The 17195-nt window shown below is 66.3% G+C and carries 20 protein-coding genes and 1 other RNA gene; 18 read left to right on the top strand and 3 right to left on the bottom strand.

Going from position 1 to position 17195, the window contains the following annotated elements:
- From K678_RS08820 to K678_RS08815, 3 genes are all read right to left on the bottom strand, one after another.
- On the bottom strand, window positions 1-1322 hold a 1322-nt coding region (locus K678_RS08820), incomplete at its 3' end, for an ABC transporter permease (protein WP_331270949.1).
- Window positions 1322-1891: an ABC transporter permease gene (locus K678_RS19475; RefSeq protein ID WP_051185881.1), complete on the bottom strand. Its 570-nt coding sequence runs from the start codon at window positions 1889-1891 to the stop codon at window positions 1322-1324. The genes K678_RS19475 and K678_RS08820, both read right to left, overlap by 1 nt.
- On the bottom strand, window positions 1888-2577 hold the full coding sequence (locus K678_RS08815; protein ID WP_021132113.1) for an ABC transporter ATP-binding protein: 690 nt from the start codon (window positions 2575-2577) through the stop codon (window positions 1888-1890). The genes K678_RS19475 and K678_RS08815 overlap by 4 nt, the downstream gene beginning before the upstream one ends.
- Window positions 2578-2912: 335 nt before the next feature.
- Here K678_RS08815 and K678_RS08810 point away from each other — a divergent pair, with 335 nt between their 5' ends.
- From K678_RS08810 to ybgF, 18 genes are all read left to right on the top strand, one after another.
- Window positions 2913-5720: an ATP-dependent DNA helicase gene (locus tag K678_RS08810; RefSeq protein WP_039852585.1), complete on the top strand. Its 2808-nt coding sequence runs from the start codon at window positions 2913-2915 to the stop codon at window positions 5718-5720.
- 205 nt (window positions 5721-5925) lie between these two features.
- Complete coding sequence (locus K678_RS19750) at window positions 5926-6057, top strand: hypothetical protein (protein WP_269210510.1); 132 nt, start codon at window positions 5926-5928, stop codon at window positions 6055-6057.
- Window positions 6058-6176: 119 nt separating this feature from the next.
- On the top strand, window positions 6177-6389 hold the full coding sequence (locus tag K678_RS08805) for a hypothetical protein (protein WP_231376237.1): 213 nt from the start codon (window positions 6177-6179) through the stop codon (window positions 6387-6389).
- 3 nt (window positions 6390-6392) lie between these two features.
- On the top strand, window positions 6393-6719 hold the full coding sequence (locus K678_RS08800; RefSeq protein ID WP_021132110.1) for a cell division protein ZapA: 327 nt from the start codon (window positions 6393-6395) through the stop codon (window positions 6717-6719).
- Between the two features lie 15 nt (window positions 6720-6734).
- Window positions 6735-6892: non-coding RNA, 6S RNA (gene ssrS, locus K678_RS18180), on the top strand.
- Between the two features lie 19 nt (window positions 6893-6911).
- Window positions 6912-7505: a 5-formyltetrahydrofolate cyclo-ligase gene (locus K678_RS08795; RefSeq protein WP_021132109.1), complete on the top strand. Its 594-nt coding sequence runs from the start codon at window positions 6912-6914 to the stop codon at window positions 7503-7505.
- Complete coding sequence (locus K678_RS08790; protein ID WP_021132108.1) at window positions 7502-8317, top strand: TIGR00282 family metallophosphoesterase; 816 nt, start codon at window positions 7502-7504, stop codon at window positions 8315-8317. The genes K678_RS08795 and K678_RS08790 overlap by 4 nt, the downstream gene beginning before the upstream one ends.
- Window positions 8318-8454: 137 nt before the next feature.
- Window positions 8455-9207 carry a YebC/PmpR family DNA-binding transcriptional regulator gene (locus tag K678_RS08785; RefSeq protein WP_021132107.1) on the top strand — a complete coding sequence of 251 codons (753 nt, stop codon included), beginning with the start codon at window positions 8455-8457 and terminating at the stop codon, window positions 9205-9207.
- A gap of 30 nt (window positions 9208-9237) precedes the next feature.
- A complete protein-coding gene (ruvC, locus tag K678_RS08780; protein WP_021132106.1) occupies window positions 9238-9738 on the top strand; it encodes a crossover junction endodeoxyribonuclease RuvC in 501 nt (166 codons plus the stop codon).
- Window positions 9735-10367 carry a Holliday junction branch migration protein RuvA gene (gene ruvA / locus K678_RS08775; RefSeq protein ID WP_021132105.1) on the top strand — a complete coding sequence of 211 codons (633 nt, stop codon included), beginning with the start codon at window positions 9735-9737 and terminating at the stop codon, window positions 10365-10367. Before ruvC ends, ruvA begins: the two co-directional genes overlap by 4 nt.
- A complete protein-coding gene (gene ruvB, locus K678_RS08770; protein WP_039852580.1) occupies window positions 10364-11407 on the top strand; it encodes a Holliday junction branch migration DNA helicase RuvB in 1044 nt (347 codons plus the stop codon). The genes ruvA and ruvB overlap by 4 nt, the downstream gene beginning before the upstream one ends.
- Complete coding sequence (gene ybgC, locus K678_RS08765) at window positions 11407-11823, top strand: tol-pal system-associated acyl-CoA thioesterase (RefSeq protein WP_021132103.1); 417 nt, start codon at window positions 11407-11409, stop codon at window positions 11821-11823. The genes ruvB and ybgC overlap by 1 nt, the downstream gene beginning before the upstream one ends.
- 6 nt (window positions 11824-11829) lie before the next feature.
- Window positions 11830-12555, top strand: coding sequence for a protein TolQ (gene tolQ, locus K678_RS08760; protein ID WP_021132102.1), 726 nt, complete (start codon window positions 11830-11832; stop codon window positions 12553-12555).
- Complete coding sequence (gene tolR / locus K678_RS08755) at window positions 12555-13004, top strand: protein TolR (RefSeq protein WP_021132101.1); 450 nt, start codon at window positions 12555-12557, stop codon at window positions 13002-13004. Before tolQ ends, tolR begins: the two co-directional genes overlap by 1 nt.
- 8 nt (window positions 13005-13012) lie before the next feature.
- Complete coding sequence (locus K678_RS08750) at window positions 13013-13969, top strand: TonB C-terminal domain-containing protein (protein WP_021132100.1); 957 nt, start codon at window positions 13013-13015, stop codon at window positions 13967-13969.
- Window positions 13966-15312 carry a Tol-Pal system beta propeller repeat protein TolB gene (tolB, locus tag K678_RS08745; protein ID WP_039852578.1) on the top strand — a complete coding sequence of 449 codons (1347 nt, stop codon included), beginning with the start codon at window positions 13966-13968 and terminating at the stop codon, window positions 15310-15312. The genes K678_RS08750 and tolB overlap by 4 nt, the downstream gene beginning before the upstream one ends.
- A gap of 163 nt (window positions 15313-15475) precedes the next feature.
- Complete coding sequence (gene pal, locus K678_RS08740; protein WP_021132098.1) at window positions 15476-15973, top strand: peptidoglycan-associated lipoprotein Pal; 498 nt, start codon at window positions 15476-15478, stop codon at window positions 15971-15973.
- A 192-nt stretch (window positions 15974-16165) separates the two neighbouring features.
- Window positions 16166-17119: a tol-pal system protein YbgF gene (gene ybgF / locus K678_RS08735; protein ID WP_021132097.1), complete on the top strand. Its 954-nt coding sequence runs from the start codon at window positions 16166-16168 to the stop codon at window positions 17117-17119.
- The last annotated feature ends 76 nt before the right edge of the window (window positions 17120-17195 follow it).

Here is a 17195-nt window from a genome sequence, read left to right as displayed (position 1 = left end):
TCGCCGACCGACAGGCCAAAGCCCTTGGCAACGGCGCGGTCGACCGAGACCAGCGGTGGGCCGTTATAATCGGACGGCCACCATGTCCCGGCCACCAGACGGGTGCCGGGCGGCGGCACGATCGCGGTGGACAGGCCGCGATCGCCCCGGGCCGCCCAGGCGACGTCGGGGGCGATGTGGGCGGCCTCGACCGGGACGCCCTTGATCGCGGTCAAGCGGCCCCGCACCATCGGCGCGGTCTCCAGTGTCGCGGTGGGATCGGCGGCGGCGACGGTCTGGCGCAACGGCTCGACCTGATCGGGCTGGACGTCGATAAAGAAATAGCTGGGGGCGATCCGGGGCAGGCGACGGCCGAACTGGTCGGCCAGATTGCCCTCGACCAGGGCAATCGTCACCAGCACCGACAGACCCAGCCCCAGCGACAGCACCATCCCCACCACCGCCGAGCCGGGCCGGTGCAGGTTGGACAGAGCCATCCGCCAATCCGGTCCGATCAGACGGCCATGGTGCTGGGTCAGCCTTGCCGCGATGTGAGACAGCGCCCAGGCCAGGGCACGGAACAGGGCCAGGACAGCGATGGCGATGACGACGAATCCGGCGGCCAGCGGCTTGCTCCCCGACGACAGCACCGTCAGCGCCGCCAGTCCGACCGAAGCCAGCCCCAGCGCCAGCAGGGTGGGGCGGTCGGACCACAGCGAGGTGCTTGCCCCGTCCGGCGCGATCCGCTGGCGAAACAGAAGCGCGGCGGGGATACGGCGGGCGCGGCCAAGCGGAGCCAGGGTGAACACCAGCGCCGACAGCACGCCAAATCCGGCGGCGACGATCAGCGGAACCGGGAACAGCCCGGCCTTGGCGGGGAGGGGGAGGGAGTCTCCGGCAAAGGCGATCGCCAGCGGCACCAACGCGGCTCCGGCGGCCAGTCCGATCACAATGCCGATCAGGGCCATCAGCCCGACCAGCAGCAGATAGGTCAGCAAGATCAGCCGGACGGGGGCTCCCAGGCATTTCAGGGTGGCGATGGTGTCGGTGCGGCTGTCGAGATAAGCGCGGACGGCATTGGCGATGCCGATGCCGCCGACCAACAGCGCGGTCAGCCCGACCAGGGTCATGAAGGCGGCTACGGTGTCGAGAAAGCGGCCCAGACCGGGTGCCGGTTCGGCGGTGTCGCGAATTTGCCAGGGGGCGTCGGGAAAGCGCTCGGCCAGATGGCGGCGTAGATCGCTGGGGTCGTTGCCGGGGAACAGCGCCACCCGCAGCGTATGGCGGATCAGGCTGCCGGGCCGGATCAGCCCGGTCTCGCCCAGGGCCTCGTCGGCGACCATCAGGCGGGGCCAAATCCCATCGCATTGGCAATGCGGTCGGGTTCGCGCACCAGGATGGCGCGGACCTCAAGCTCGGCATCACCGAGATGAAGGCGATCGCCGGGCGCCAACCCCAGCCGGGTCAGCAAATTGGGGTCGGCGACCGCGCCCCAATGGCCGTCGCGCAACGCCAGCGCCTCGGCCAGCGGCTGGGCAGGCGACAGGTCGACCTGACCGACCAGGGGATAGGCGGCATCGACTCCCTTGACCTCGACCAGGGTACGGTCGCGGTTGTTGTCCAGGCTTGCCATCCCGCGCATTTCGATCCCGGCGGTCACCGCTCCGACCGAGGATAACAGCGCGACCTGTTCGGGTGTCGGCGGCTGGGCCGGTTGGGCAAAGGCGAGATCGCCGCCGATCAGGGTGCGCGATTGCTCGGACAAAGCGGTTTCGAACGCGGCGCGCAGGCTCCCGGCGGCGGCGATTGCGGCAACTCCCAGGGCCAGACAGGCGACCAGCAGGCGAAAGCCCTTGAGGCCGCCGCGCACGTCGCGCCGGGCGAAGCGCAAGGCGAGGCGCAGCGTGCTCATGCGCTGATCCGACCGTCTTCGACCCGGACGGTGCGATGGCAGCGCGCCGCCAGCCCGTCATCGTGGGTGACCAGAATCAAGGTAGTGCCAAGACGGGTGTTGAGGTCGAACATCAACTCGATGATCGCCCGTCCGGTCGCGCCGTCGAGATTGCCCGTCGGCTCATCGGCCAGCAACAGGCGGGGACGGGCGACGATGGCGCGGGCCAGCGCCACCCGTTGCTGCTCGCCGCCCGACATCTGACCGGGATAGTGTCCCTGGCGGGCGGCCAGACCAACGAGGTCGAGCGCGGCGGCGGCGGCGTCGAACGCATCGCGCCGTCCGGCCAGTTCGAGCGGCACCGCGACGTTTTCCAGCGCGGTCATCGTCGGGATCAGGTGAAAGGCCTGGAAAACGATGCCGATATGGTCGCGGCGCAGCCGGGCCAGCCCGTCTTCGTCCAGGGTGGCGAACTCCTGCCCGGCGACGGCGACCCGCCCCGAACTGGGCCGTTCCAGCCCGGCCAGGATCATCAGTAGGGTCGATTTGCCCGATCCCGAGGGGCCGACGATGCCCAGACTTTCCCCGGCGGTAACCGATAGATCGATCCCGCGCAGAATATCGACTTGGCCCGCAGCACCGTTGAGGCTGAGAGTAACCTTGTCCACAACGACAAGTGGCTGGTCGGCAAGGGTGGTCTCGGTCATGGCGGGGAGGGTGCTTTCGAAACGGGACGGACGTTGTTCGGATATGGGACTCGCACCGCGAGAGTCAATCGACCCGGAGTGAGCGCCCGGTGCGTTGCCGAATATCATCGACTTGGGGGCTATGCGCCCCCAATCCCCGCATCGGAAGGCTCCGCCTCCCGAACCCTCCCTCTCATTGAAAATAAACAGATGGGGAGGCTTGGAGGCGATGCCTCCAAATCGGTCTGGGCGATAGCCCAGTTGAACAACTGGCGTACCCTGCGCCCTGCATTTGAGGGGCATATACCCCCGGTAACCACGGTGACAAACCGGGAACATCCGGGTAGTGTCTGGGGATGACACCTTCTCCCCGCATCCTCATGCCCCAGGTTCCGGTGCTGGTCGCCGGGCTGCGCGGCTCCGTCCTGCTTGAACCCGATGGCGAGTGTCTGCGCCTGTCGCCTGCCCAGGCGGCACAGCGGGCGCGGGGCGACATGCCGCTGGTCTGTCACGGCCCTTCGGTGGCGGCGCGGCTTCGGATCGAATCGTTCGAACGCTATGACATCTTGGAATTGTTCGCCTTTGTCCGTCCGGCGCGGTTCTGCCTGCCGACGCCGCGCGGGGTGGCCGAGGCGCTGGGTCTGGTCGCCCCACTCGATCCCGAGGACGAGGCCGAGACGCTGCGGGTTGCCTGTCGCCGCCTGCTGGAAGATTTGTCGGCGGGTCTGGCGGTTGCCTCGGCACGGCGGGTCGCCGAAGTGCGCGGGCTGGCCTGGATGATGGCGCGCGGCGGCTGGAGCTGGGGCGCTCCGGTGCTGGCGGCGCTGGGAGTCGAAGGCGAGGGCGGACGGGGTGTCGCCGCGATCCGGGTGTGGGAGCGGCTGCCGGAATGGAGCGAGTCCGCTCCCGAGCCTCCGGCCGGAAGTCTGCCGGTCGCCCCGGCCGAGGCGCGGGCGCGGCTGGCGTTGATGCTAGGCGAGGGGGCGGAGCAGCGCTCGGGGCAGGCCGATTACGCTTCGGCGGTGTCGCAGGCGTTCCTGCCCCGCGACGAGGCGGGCGACCCGCATCTGGTGCTGGCCGAGGCCGGGACCGGCACCGGCAAGACCCTGGGCTATATCGCTCCGGCCAGCCTGTGGGCCGAACGCAACGGCGCGCCGGTGTGGATTTCGACCCACACCCGCAATCTGCAACGCCAGCTTGATGTCGAACTCGACCGGCTCTATCCCGATCCGGCGGAAAAAGCCCGCAAGGTGGTGATCCGCAAGGGGCGCGAGAATTACGTCTGCCTGCTGAATTACGAGGAATTCGCCCTGCGCGACAATGCCCGCGCCGCAATCGCGGTCGGGCTGGTGGCGCGCTGGGTCGGCGCGACCCGCGACGGCGACATGGTCGGCGGTGACTTTCCCGGCTGGCTGGTCGATCTGCTGGGGCGTGGTCCGACCCTGGGACTAACCGACCGGCGCGGCGAGTGTGTGTTCTCGGCCTGCTTCCATTACCGCAAATGCTTCATCGAGCGGGCGGTGCGCCGTGCCCGCAAGGCCGACATCGTCGTTGCCAACCATGCCCTGGTGATGATCCAGGCGGCCTTGGGCGGGCTGGACGATGGCGCGGTGCCGACCCGGCTGGTCTTTGACGAAGGCCACCACGTTTTCGATGTCGCCGATTCGGCTTTTTCGCTGCATTTGACCGGGCAGGAAGGGGCCGAGATGCGGCGCTGGCTGCTGGGGCCGGAAGGCGATGGCGGCCGGTCGCGGGCGCGCGGGCTTTACCGCCGCGCCGAGGATCTGGTCGGCGGATCGGAAGAGGCGGCGCTGGCGCTTGATCAGGCCTTAGCCGCCGCCCGGCTGCTGCCCGGACCCGGCTGGGTGCAGCGGCTGGCAGTCGAGGAACCCCAGGGTCCGGCCGAAAAATTCCTCGCCCAGGTCCGTCGTCAGGTGATGGCCCGCTCCGAAGCGCCGGATTCCCCCTACAGCCTGGAAACGCCGACCCGGCCGCCGGTCGAAGGGCTGGCGGCGGCGGCGATTGATCTGGCGACGGCGCTGGTCGGACTGGAGCAGCCGTTGCAGGTGCTGGCCAAGGCCCTGGCGGCGCTGCTCGATGACGAGGCGGCGGAACTCGACAGTTCGACCCGGTCGCGGATCGAGGGGATTTGCCGGGGTATCCAGCGCCGAGTGGTGATGCCGCTGGCGGGCTGGAAGAACATGCTGGCGACGATTGCGACCGATCCGGCCAGTCTCGATGCCGCTCCGGTCGTTGCGGCGGGAGAGGAGGGCGAGGCCGCCCCGGTTTATCCCGACCGTTACGTCGATTGGCTGGCGGTCGAGCGGTTCGAGGGGCGCGAGATTGATATCGGGCTGCACCGCCACTGGCTCGACCCGTCGTTCCCCTTTGCCCGCGCGGTGATGGCTCCGGCCCACGGGGTGGTGATTACCTCGGCGACCCTGCGCGACGGCTCGGGCGAACCCGAGGCCGATTGGCGCGCCGCTGAACGTCGCACCGGCGGCTCTCATCTGCCCGGCCCGCCGCTGCGGGCGGCGGTGACCTCGCCGTTCGATTATCCCGCCAGTACCCGCGTGCTGATCGTCACCGATGTCCGCAAGGACGACATGGATCAGGTGGCGGCGGCCTATCGCGAGTTGTTCCTGGCGGCAGGCGGCGGTGGGCTGGGCCTGTTCACCGCGATTTCGCGGCTGCGCGAGGTGCATCGTCGCATCGGCGGGCCGCTCGAAGATGCCGGTCTGCCGCTGCTGGCCCAGCATGTCGATGCGATGGACAGCGCCACCCTGGTCGATATCTTCCGTGCCGAACAGGAATCCTGTCTGCTGGGCACCGATGCGATGCGGGACGGAGTCGATGTGCCCGGCCGCTCGCTGCGGCTGATCGTGTTCGACCGGGTGCCGTGGCCGCGTCCCGACATCTTGCACCGGGCCCGGCGCGATTGCTTCGGCGGCCGGTTCTATGATGACCGCATCACCCGGTTGCGGCTGAAGCAGGCGTTCGGGCGGCTGGTCCGCCGCGCCGACGATCACGGCGTGTTCGTGCTGCTCGACCCGATGATGCCGTCGCGGCTGTTCGGAGCTTTTCCCAAGGGCGTGGTGCCGGAACGGGTCGGTCTGGCCGAAGCGGTCCGACGCACCGCCGCCTTTCTCGCGCCTCGGGGATAGGGTGTATTTTCTAGGGTCATCACCCGTTATGTCTATTGAACCGCTCCGGATGTTTTTCTACCATTGCGGATTAACGCAGCGGTCCTGATTTCGAGGTTGACGCTGCAAAATCGTTGCGGCGTTTGAGATTATGAACTTCACAGACGAGGAATGTTCGTTCCAAACCGTCTCGGAACTTGAGTGGGGGGCAAGCGTAGAGGGGGACATGTCGCGTCTGTCCAGCCTGGCCAAGGAAATTTTGCGCTGCCGCAGACGACGCGAATGCCGCGATTCCGATTGCTGCACCATTCTGGGGGCGGGCATGTTGGCCAGATCGGGGTGCGGCACCGATCTGTGAGGCCAGGACTCGGTCCGGCGCGAGCAAGGCGCGTTGACTTGCCAGGACTTCGGCCATACCCTCGGGACCAATCCGAACGGAAAGGGAAACCGGGCGTGGAACAGCGTCGGGGAACGGGCTTGCAACGAACCGAAGAAGCGATGCAGCGGTTGGGGGCGGCCATTGATCGCCTGGAAGGGGCCGCGGCGCGGGTCGGCGCGGGAGATCTTCTGCTGGCTGGCGAGCTGCGCGAGTCCCGCGAGGATTACGAGCGCCTGGACGAGACTGTCCGCATCGTCGCCGGTCGTCTTGACGACACCATCGACCGTTTGCGCGGCCTGCTGGAGGAATAAGGTTTGGCCGTCGTCACCATCACCATCAATGGCCGTCTGTACGATATCGCCTGCGAGGACGATCAGTCCGCTCGGGTTCAGGCGCTGGGGCGCGAAATCGACACCCGCGCCCAATCCTTGCTGTCCTCCGTCGGCGTCGTCAGCGATTCCCGTCTGCTGGTGATGCTGTGCCTGCTGCTGGCCGATGAATTGTCCGACGCCCGCGACAACGTTTCCGGACTGGATCGGGTTGCCGCCGCGACCGATGATGGCGATGCCCGACTGGCGGCAATTGTCGAGCAATTGGCCGGGCGTATCGAGGCCATTGCGACCCGTCTGGAAAGGGCCTAGTCTGCCACTGGGAGCGGTTTGCTGCGCGGTGCGTCAGACAGCCTACGTCCCTGGGGCCAATAACGACCTCTCGGGGGCTGTCCCTGCCGGAATCGTGGTTCCGGCATATGGCCACCCACCTGCGTAAGCAGGCCACAGAGGACATGCACGTCAACGGCCGAGGTGGCGCCGCTCCCGCTTGAAGCTTCTTTCATGACGTCTTCTTCTTTCCCTGACTCTTCCCTGAAACAGTCCCTGCGCCGCGAGGCGCTGAGGCTGCGTCGTGCCGAATCCGACCGGCTGGGTCCGGCTGCCGCCCAAGCGGTCGCCGCCCGGGCCGATCATTTGACCGTCGGGGAAGGGAGTGTGGTCGGCGGCTATTGGCCGCTGCCGGGGGAACTCGATCCCCGCCCGCTGATGGAAGCCCTGGCCGCGCGCGGGGCCGCCCTGGCCCTGCCGGTGGTGGTCGCGCCCGATGCGCCGCTGGCCTTTCGCGGCTGGAGTTCGGGCGACCGGCTCGAGTCCGGACCGCACGGCACCGTCCACCCCACTCAGGCCGCGCCGCTGCTGGTTCCGACCCTGCTGCTGGTGCCTTTGCTGGCGTTCGACGCAAAAGGGTTCCGTCTCGGCTTCGGGGGCGGCTACTATGACCGCACCCTGGACGCGTTGCGCCGGGGCGGCGGCGTGGTTGCCGTCGGTCTGGCCTTTGCCGCCCAGCAGAGTCCGGCTTTACCGTCGGACCCGTGGGATCAGCCGCTGGACATCGTCTTCACCGAGGAGGGATTGCTCACCGTGGTGCGCGCATGAGATTGCTTTTCCTGGGTGACGTGGTCGGCCGCGCCGGCCGTGACGCCATTTTGGCGCGGATGAAGGACATCCGGGCTCGTCTGTCGCCTGATTTCGTTGTGCTGAACGGCGAAAACGCCGCCCATGGCTTCGGACTGACCCCCAAGGTCTGCGACGAATTCTATGCCGCCGGGGTCGATGTGGTGACGCTGGGCAATCATGCCTGGGACCATCGCGAGATCCTGCCTTATATCGATTCGGAACCCCGGCTGTTGCGGGCGCTGAACTTTCCCGCCGGGACTCCGGGCAAGGGAAGCGGGGTCTATGCCCTGGCGCGGGGGCGACGGGTCGCGGTGATCCAGGTGATGGGGCGGCTGTTCATGGACCCGCTCGATTGCCCCTTCGCCGCGCTGGAACGCGAATTGACCCGGCTTCGGATGGGACCGGGCGGGGTCGATGCGATCATCGTCGATGTCCACGCCGAAGCCAGCAGCGAGAAGATGGCGCTGGGGCACGTCCTGGACGGTCGGGTCAGTCTGGTTGTCGGCACCCATTCCCACATTCCCACCGCCGACGCTCAGATTCTGCCGGGCGGCACCGCCTATCTGACCGATGCCGGGATGTGCGGCGATTATGATTCGGTGATCGGGATGAAAAAGGGTCCGGCGATCCATAAATTCGTCCGCAAGGTGCCGGGTGAACGGTTGTCGCCGTCCGAAGGCCCCGGCACGATCTGCGGGGTGATGGTCGATACCGATGATCGCAGCGGACAGGCGGTTCGGGTCGCGCCGTTGCGTCTGGGGCCCAGGCTCCAGGAGTGTTGGCCGGGATAAACAAGTGGTCGGCGCATGCGCGGGTCTTGCCATGTCGTCGGCTTTGGCGTAATCGGGGCATCGCGGTCGTCGCCCGCCACCGCTCGTGGCGTGGGCACGGCCCGTTCTCCATTTCATCAGGGGACTCGCACGGGACCATGGCCGGTCATTCGCAGTTCAAGAACATCATGCACCGCAAGGGTGCCCAGGACGCCAAGCGCGCCAAGATCTTCACCAAGCTGATCCGCGAATTGACGGTGTCGGCCCGATCGGGGCTTCCCGATCCGGCGTCGAATCCACGTCTGCGCGCGGCAGTGATGGCGGCGCGCGGGGCCAACATGTCGAAAGACACCATCGACCGCGCGATCAAGCGCGGCAGCGGTGGCGGCGACGACACTAATTACGAGGAAGTCCGCTACGAGGGCTATGGTCCCGGCTCGGTCGCGATCATCGTCGAGGGTCTGACCGACAACCGTAACCGCACCGCGTCGGAAATCCGTTCGGCCTTCACCAAGAACGGCGGCGCGCTGGGCGAAACCAACTCGGTGTCGTTCATGTTCGACCGTGTCGGCGCGATCCGCTATCCGCTGGCGACCGGCACCGCCGACCAGATGTTCGAAGGTGCGCTCGACGCCGGGGCCGACAATGTCGAGACCGACGACGAGGGGCACGAGATCACCTGCGCTCCCGACGATCTGGCGGTGGTGCGTGACGCGCTGGAAGCCCGGTTCGGCACCCCGGAATACGCCCGCCTGGACTGGAAGCCCCAGACCGCGGTGCCGGTGTCCGACGAAGATACTGCCAAGACGCTGATGAAGTTGCTGGAAGCGCTGGAGGACAATGACGACGTCCAGCGGGTTCAGGCCAATTTCGAGATTCCCGACGCGATCATGGAACGCCTGGGCGGCTGATCCGCCACGGCCCACGGGAGACTTCAGGCTATGAGGGTGCTGGGTCTCGACCCGGGCTTGCGCCAGACCGGCTGGGGCATCATCGATATGACCGACAACCGTCTGCGCCACGTCGCCGACGGTGTCGTTCGTTCGGATGCATCCCTCAGTCTGGCTGAGCGTCTGGTCCAGCTCCATGACGGTATCGCCGCGATCCTGGCCGCCTTCTCGCCCGAGGAGGCGGCGGTCGAGGAGACCTTCGTCAATAAAAACCCCGAAAGCACCCTGAAGCTGGGTCAGGCGCGCGGCATCGCCTTGTTGGTTCCTGCCCGCGCCGGGCTGATGGTGGGCGAGTACGCGCCGACCCGGATCAAGCAGGCGGTGGTCGGCACCGGCCGTGCCGCGAAGGAGCAGGTGGGGATGATGGTTCGGACTCTGCTGCCCGGTTGCCTGGCCGAAACGCCTGATGCCGCCGATGCCTTGGCGGTCGCGATCTGCCATGCCCACCATCTCGGCACCCGCCACCGCCTCGACCGGGTGGTGCGGTCATGATCGCCCGCCTGCGCGGAACCGTCGATTCGGTCGGCGAGGATTGGGCGGTGATCGATGTCGGCGGTGTCGGCTATCTGGTGTCCTGCTCGGGCCGGACCCTGGCCCGGCTGACCCCAGGGAGCGGGGTGAGCCTGCTGGTCGAGACCCATGTTCGCGAAGACGCGATCCAGCTTTACGGGTTCGCCGAAAGCGGCGAGCGCGACTGGTTCCGCCTGTTGACGACGGTGCAGGGGGTGGGGGCGCGCGTGGCGCTGTCGATCCTGTCGGTGCTGCCCCCCGATCAGTTGCTGCGGACGCTGGCGGCGGGGGACAAGGCCGGGCTGACCCGGGCCAACGGCGTCGGGCCAAAGCTGGCGCTCAGGATTCTGACCGAACTGAAGGACAAGGCGGGCGGCATCGCCAGCGTTGCCCCCGGCACCATCGCCAGCACCGGGACGGGGGGAAGCTTTGCCCCTCCGGCCGCCGGACCGATCGAGGATGCGGTGTCGGCGCTGGTCAATCTTGGCTATCGCCGCCTTGAAGCGTTCGAGGCGGTCGGACTGGTTGCCGCCGAATTGGGCGAGCAGGCCGAGGTGCCCGCTTTGATCGGCGCGGCGCTGAAGCGGCTGGGACGGGACATGCTGCGATGAGCGAGCCTCGCGTGGTTTCTCCCCAGCAAGCAGCCGAGGATAGCGAAGCGTCGGTGCGGCCGCTGATCCTGGACGATTTCATCGGCCAGCGCAGTGTCTGCGACAATCTGAAGGTGTTCATCGACGCGGCGCGGGCCCGGGGCGAGGCGCTTGACCATGTGCTGTTTCACGGCCCGCCCGGTCTGGGCAAGACGACGCTGGCCCAGATCGTCGCGCGTGAACTGGGGGTGGGGTTTCGGGCGACCTCGGGTCCGGTGATTCAGCGGGCGGGCGATCTGGCGGCGCTGTTGACCAATCTGGAGCCGCGCGATGTTCTGTTTATCGACGAGATACATCGCCTTAATCCTGCCATAGAGGAAGTCCTTTATCCTGCGATGGAGGACTTTCAGCTCGATCTGATCATCGGCGAAGGTCCGGCGGCGCGGTCGGTGCGGATCGATCTGCCCCGCTTTACCCTGGTCGGAGCGACGACCCGGTCCGGTTTGCTGACCACGCCCTTGCGCGAGCGGTTCGGGATTCCGTGCCGGATGAATTTCTATTTGCCCGAGGAAATGGAAGCGATCGTGCGGCGTGGAGCCGGAGTTCTGGGATTGGCGATGACCGAGGACGGGGCCGGGGAAGTGGCCCGCCGTTCGCGCGGGACGCCGCGCGTGGCCGGGCGGCTGTTGCGCCGGGTGCGCGACTTCGCCACCGTCGCCGGGCGTCTGCCGGTCGATGCCCAGATCGCCGATGCCGCGTTGCGCCGCCTTGAGGTCGACCGGATGGGGCTGGACGCGATGGACCGCCGCTATCTTGGCCGGATCGCCAGTGATTATGCGGGTGGCCCGGTGGGCGTCGAGACCCTGGCCGCGGCGCTGTCGGAAAGCCGTGATACGCTGGAAGAGGTGGTCGAACCCTATCTGCTGCAACAGGGCCTGCTGCAACGGACGCCGCGCGGCCGGATGCTGTCGGCGAGCGGCTATCGCCATCTCGGACTGACGCCGCCGCGCGAGCTGCCCGATCAGCTTGATTTGCTGACCGATCCGACGGAGGAGGTCTGATGCCGCGCCATCTCCACCCGGTTCGGGTGTATTACGAGGATACCGATGCCGGGGGCATCGTCTATCATTCCTGCTATCTGAATTTCGCAGAGCGCGCCCGGACCGAGATGGTGCGCGAGCTGGGAATCAGCCAGCAGAGACTATTGCAGGACGGCACCGCCTTCGCCGTTCGCCGCGCTGTCGTTGACTTTTTGCGGCCGGCGCGGCTGGACGACCTGCTGACGGTCGAGACCGAGTTACGGTCAATCGGCGGGGCCAGTCTCGACTTAGACCAGACCATTCGGCGCAACGACGATGGCACGGAATTAGTGCGCATCGAAGTCCGCCTGGGATATATCACCTTGTCGGGCAGGCCGACGCGGCTTCCGGCCGCGATGCGCGACCTGTTCGGGACTTGGATCAGCGAAAGGCAGTAAGATATCATGGATCCAACGCAGACGGCGGCGGTCGCGGGTGCGGCCATGCAGCATGACCTCTCGATGTGGGCGCTGTTCATGCGCGCCGACATTATCGTTAAGATGGTAATGCTGGCGCTGATCGGCGCCTCGTTCTGGTGCTGGGCGATCATCTTCGACAAGATCATGAAGGTGCGTCAGCTTACCCAGCGCGCCGATCAGTTCGAGGAATCGTTCTGGTCGGGCGGCTCGCTCGAAGAATTGTACGACCGGATCGGCTCGCGTCCGCTCGACCCGATGTCATCGGTGTTCGTCGCCGCGATGCGGGAATGGCGCCGTACCGCCGCCAAGGGGCTGGCCGACCGCGACACCACCCGAGCCAGCCTGCCCCAGCGGATCGACCGCGTGATGAACGTGACGCTCGGCCGTGAGATGGACTTGCTGGAACGCCGCCTGGGCTTCCTCGCCTCGGTCGGCTCGACTGCGCCGTTCGTCGGCCTGTTCGGCACCGTCTGGGGCATCATGAACAGCTTCCAGTCGATCGCGGCGACCAAAAACACCTCGCTTGCCGTCGTTGCTCCCGGCATCGCCGAGGCGCTGTTCGCCACCGCTCTCGGTCTGGTCGCGGCCATCCCGGCGGTTATCGCCTATAACAAAATCTCCACCGATCTCGACCGCTACGGCAAGCGGCTGGAGAACTTCGCCGGCGAGTTCGGCGCGATCTTGTCGCGTCAGCTGGAGGAGAAGATCTGATGGGCGCTTCGGTCGGCAATCGACGGGGCAAGGCTAAATTCCGGCCGATGGCCGAGATCAACGTCACCCCGATGGTCGACGTGATGCTGGTGTTGTTGATCATCTTCATGGTGACGGCACCGTTGCTGACCGCCGGGGTCCAGGTCGATCTGCCCAAGACCCAGGCGACGCCGCTGAAAGGCGACGATACGCCGCTGTCGGTCACGGTCGACGCCCATGGAAAGATCTGGATTCAGGAAACCGAGGTCAAGCTGGAGGATCTTGCCCCCCGCTTGCAGGCGATTACCTCGCAAAAGCCTGAAACCCGGATCTTTGTCCGCGGCGACAAAACCATCGATTACGGTCGGGTGATGGAGGTTATGGGGGTGCTGAGCGCCGCCGGCTTCCCCAAGGTTGCCCTGGTCACAGAGGTCCGGGGCGCCGCCGACGGCGCCAAGGCGAAACGCTAGGGCGCGTCATGGAAATCCGGCGGGAAAGCTATATCTATTCCGGCCTTCTGCACTTCTTCGTGGTGCTGTTGGCGATTTTCGGGCTCCCTCAGTTCTGGCGTGAACCGCCGATCGAGGAGACCCCGATGGTCGTCGATATCGTGCCGATCGGGGCCAAGACCAATCCGCCCCCCTTGCGCGACGATAAGCCCCAGCCCGAACCGCAGAAGACCGCCGAACCGACGCCCGAGCCGCCCAAGCCCGAGCCGGTCAAGCCTGAACCCAAACCGACGCCGCCGCCGCCGTCCACTCCGGCTCCGGCTCCGCCGCCACCGCCTCCCACCCCGACACCGCCGCCGCCCAAGCCCGAGCCGAAGCCCGAGCCTGAACCCGCGCCGGTGCCCAAGCCCGAACCACGTCCCGAGCCCAAGCCCGAGCCGCCGAAGCCGCAACCGCGTCCCGAGCCGCCCAAGCCGCAGAAGGACGTCAAGGACGAGCTTGATTCGCTGTTGAAGTCGGTCGACAAGAAAAAGCCGCAACAGCCGCAGGACGAACTCGACAAGTTGCTGAAATCGGCGGAGAAGCTGAACAAGCCGTCAACGCCCGAGACCAAATCGGCGACGCAGCCGCAACCGCAATCGGTGCGCGGGTCCAGCATGAACAATGCCAACGAGCCGGTCTCGATGACGGAAAAGGACGCGATCCGCGCCCATGTCGAGCGGTTCTGGAACGTTCCGGCCGGAGCCAAGGATGCCGACAAGCTGATCGTGCTGGTCCGGGTCTCGGTGCTGCCCGATGGGACGGTCACCGATGCCCAGATCGTTCCCGATGCCGTTCAGATGATGAACCCGTATTATCAGGCTGCCGCCGACAGCGCCCGTCGCGCCGTTCGTGCCGCCAGCCCGTTGCCGATTCCGGCCAACAAATACGATCAGTTCAAAGATTTCACTCTCGCCTTCAACCCGAAATTCGCGGCAGGAAGATGATATTCATGTCTCGCATCCGCTTGCTGGCGGCAGTGGCCGTCACTCTGATCCTCGGTCTGGCGAGTTATCCCAGCCCGACCCATGCCGAGGTGCGCATCGACATCACTAACGGACAGATGCGTCCCTTGCCCATCGCGATCCCTGATTTCATCGGGGCCGGTGGCCAGGAAAACCAGGTCGGGCGCGACATCGCCCGCGTGGTGTCGGCCGACCTGGAACGGTCGGGTCTGTTCAAGCCGATCGACCCCCGCGCATTCATCCAGACCGCGGCGTCGCTGCAAATCCAGCCGCGTTTCCCCGACTGGAAGGCGATCAACGCCGAAGCCCTGGTCCAGGGCAAAACCGAAATCGGACCGGATGGCCGCATCCGGGTCGAGTTCCGGCTGTGGGACGTGATGTCCGAAGCCTATATGACCGGCTGGACCCTGTCCTCGTCCCCCGCCGACTGGCGGCGGCTGTCGCACAAGGTCGCCGACGCGATCTATAAGCGCGTCACCGGCGAGGATGGCTATTTCGACACCCAGATCGTCTATGTCGCCGAATCCGGTCCGAAGAACGACCGCAAGAAGCGGCTGGCGATCATGGATCAGGACGGCGAGAATCACCGTTTCCTGACCGAGGGCGGCGAACTGGTCCTCACGCCCCGCTTCTCGCCCAGCGCCCGCGAAATCACCTACCTGTCCTATTTCAAGGGCGTGCCGCGGGTCTATATCTTCAATCTCGACACCGGACGGCGCGAGGCCCTGGGCAATTTCCCCGGCATGACCTTCGCGCCCCGTTTCTCGCCCGACGGCAACAAGGTCATCTTCAGCATGGCCGAGGACGGGAACACCGAAATCTACGAGATGAACCTGCTGACCCGGAGCAAGACCCGGCTTACCAACAATCCGGCGATCGACACCGCCCCCAGTTATGCCCCCGACGGTGCGCAGATCGTGTTCGAATCCGACCGTGGCGGTGGGCAGCAGCTTTACGTGATGGGCGCGGGCGGCGGTGGAGCCAACCGCATCAGCTTTGGCGACGGACGCTATGCGACTCCGGTGTGGAGCCCGCGCGGCGATCTGATCGCCTTTACCAAGCAAAAGGGTGGGCGTTTCTTCATAGGTGTCATGCGTCCCGACGGTTCGGGCGAACGACTCCTTGCCGAAGGCTTCCTGGTCGAAGGTCCGACCTGGGCCCCGAATGGTCGTGTCTTGGCGTTTTGGCGTGATTCTCCCTCAGATGAGCGGGGGCGTGGTCAATCCGTCCGTCTCTACACGATTGACCTGACCGGCGTGAACGAACGGGTGATGTTAACACCTGTTGATGGATCGGACCCTGCGTGGTCCCCCTTGATTCCCTAGGATTATGTTAGTATAGTCCGCGCCGATTAGGGTTTGTTCCTCATGACGCCGCGCCCAATGTGGTCGGCGTCATTTTGGAAGCTTGCCGACCCCCGTCGGCAGTGCTCTCTAAGGCTCAATCTTGGAATTCAATTCCCGTCGCATTGAGGGGGAGTCCTCAAATATGAAACTGCGTTTCCTCAGCATCGTTGCCGCTGCCGCCCTGGTCGCGGCTTGCGAATCCGCCCCTGAAAACACCGGCGCCGCTTCTGGCGGTGGCGTTTCCGCTCCGCCGCCGGCTCGTACGGCTCCGGCTGGTATCGTCAAGGGCTCGAAGGAAGACTTCATCGCCAACGTCGGCGATCGGGTTTTCTATGATCTCGATAAGTCGTCTCTGCGGGCCGACGCCAAGGCTACCCTGGACAAGCAGGCTGCCTGGCTGAAGACCTACCAGAACTACTCGTTCACCGTCGAAGGCCACGCCGATGAGCGCGGCACTCGCGAGTACAACCTTGCCCTGGGCGAGCGTCGTGCGAATTCCGTGCGTGAATACCTGATCGCGAACGGCGTTGCCGCTTCGCGCATCAAGGTCGTCAGCTACGGCAAGGAGCGCCCGGTTGCCCTCGGCTCGAACGAGGCGGCCTGGTCTCAGAACCGTCGCGGCGTGACCGTCCTGAACTAATCAGGATATCTCACGACGTGTGAGTAAGGGGGCGCCCGCCGTCCGTCTGGTCCTGGACCGGCGGGTCGGTCGGGCGCCTTCCCTTTTTTACCTCTTCGTTCCGCCATCGCCCGGTTTGCGATGGTCTGTCCCGGTTCCGGCCCGGGCTTCGCCCTGCCGCGAGCGCAACGTCTAAAACAGAGGTCGGATCCCTTGCGACGCCATCTCCTCTTCTCCGCCTTGTCCGTTTTGATCAGTGTCGGCGTGGTTCCGGCGACGGCCCTGGCGCAAAGCGATGGCCGAGGCTATGGCGGCACCGTGATCCGCTCCCCGGCGATGGGAGGGGGCGTGATCTCCTCTTCCGGTTCGGACGCGCCGTTGCCCGGCAATCAGGCCTCGCGGTTGGAAGACCGCATCAACGAACTCGAAGACCTCAACCGCCAGTTGACTGGTAAGGTCGAGGAAGCCAATTTCAAGGCATCCCAGCTCGCCAAGCAGCTTGAGCGGATGCAGGCCGACGTCGATCTGCGCTTCAAGGAGCTTCAGGAAGGTAAAGGCGCCCAGGTGTCGATGCCCGCCGCTTCGGGCGGTGCCGCCGCCGTTCCGCCGCCGCCCGCGACGACGACGTCCGGCGCGCCGGTGCTGATCCCGCCCAAGGGCGCGGTGGCTCCGGGGAGCAATGCCGCCAGCAATTCCGGTCCGGCCCCTGGGCCCGCGCTGCTCGGTCAGATGCCGGCGACCAAGGCGACGACGGCTCCGGCCGCGCCCGCCGCGCCGAAGGACCCGCAATCGGCCTATGACGAGGCCTATGGGCTGGCGCAGAAGGGCGATTACGACGATGCCGAGCGCGCCTTCCAAACCTTCCTGAAGACCTACCCGACCCATTCCCTGGCCGGAAACGCCCAATATTGGCTGGGCGATATCGCCTTTTCCCAGCGCAAGGATTTCGCGCTCTCGGCACGGTTGTTCGGCGAGGCCTACAAGAAATATCCCAAGCACAGCAAGGCGCCGGACATGCTGTACAAGCTGGGCGCGTCGTTCGGTCAACTCGACATGAAGGATCAGGCGTGCCGGGCCTATGCCCTGCTGTTCGCCGAGCATCCCGACATGCCCGACCGGGTCAAGCGCGCCGCTGGGGCCGACCGCCAGCGTCTGGGGTGCAAGTAACACCGACCTTTTTGTAACGAACATCCGCTCGCCGATGTCTGGCTGCCCTTACGGTGCAGTCACCCGGCGAGAGGAT

Origin of the sequence: Magnetospirillum fulvum MGU-K5 (genome assembly GCF_000442515.1) — a bacterium.
Lineage (GTDB): Bacteria > Pseudomonadota > Alphaproteobacteria > Rhodospirillales > Magnetospirillaceae > Phaeospirillum > Phaeospirillum fulvum_B.
Note: the sequence above shows the minus strand (reverse complement) of the source record. Positions and strands in the feature narration are given on the sequence as shown.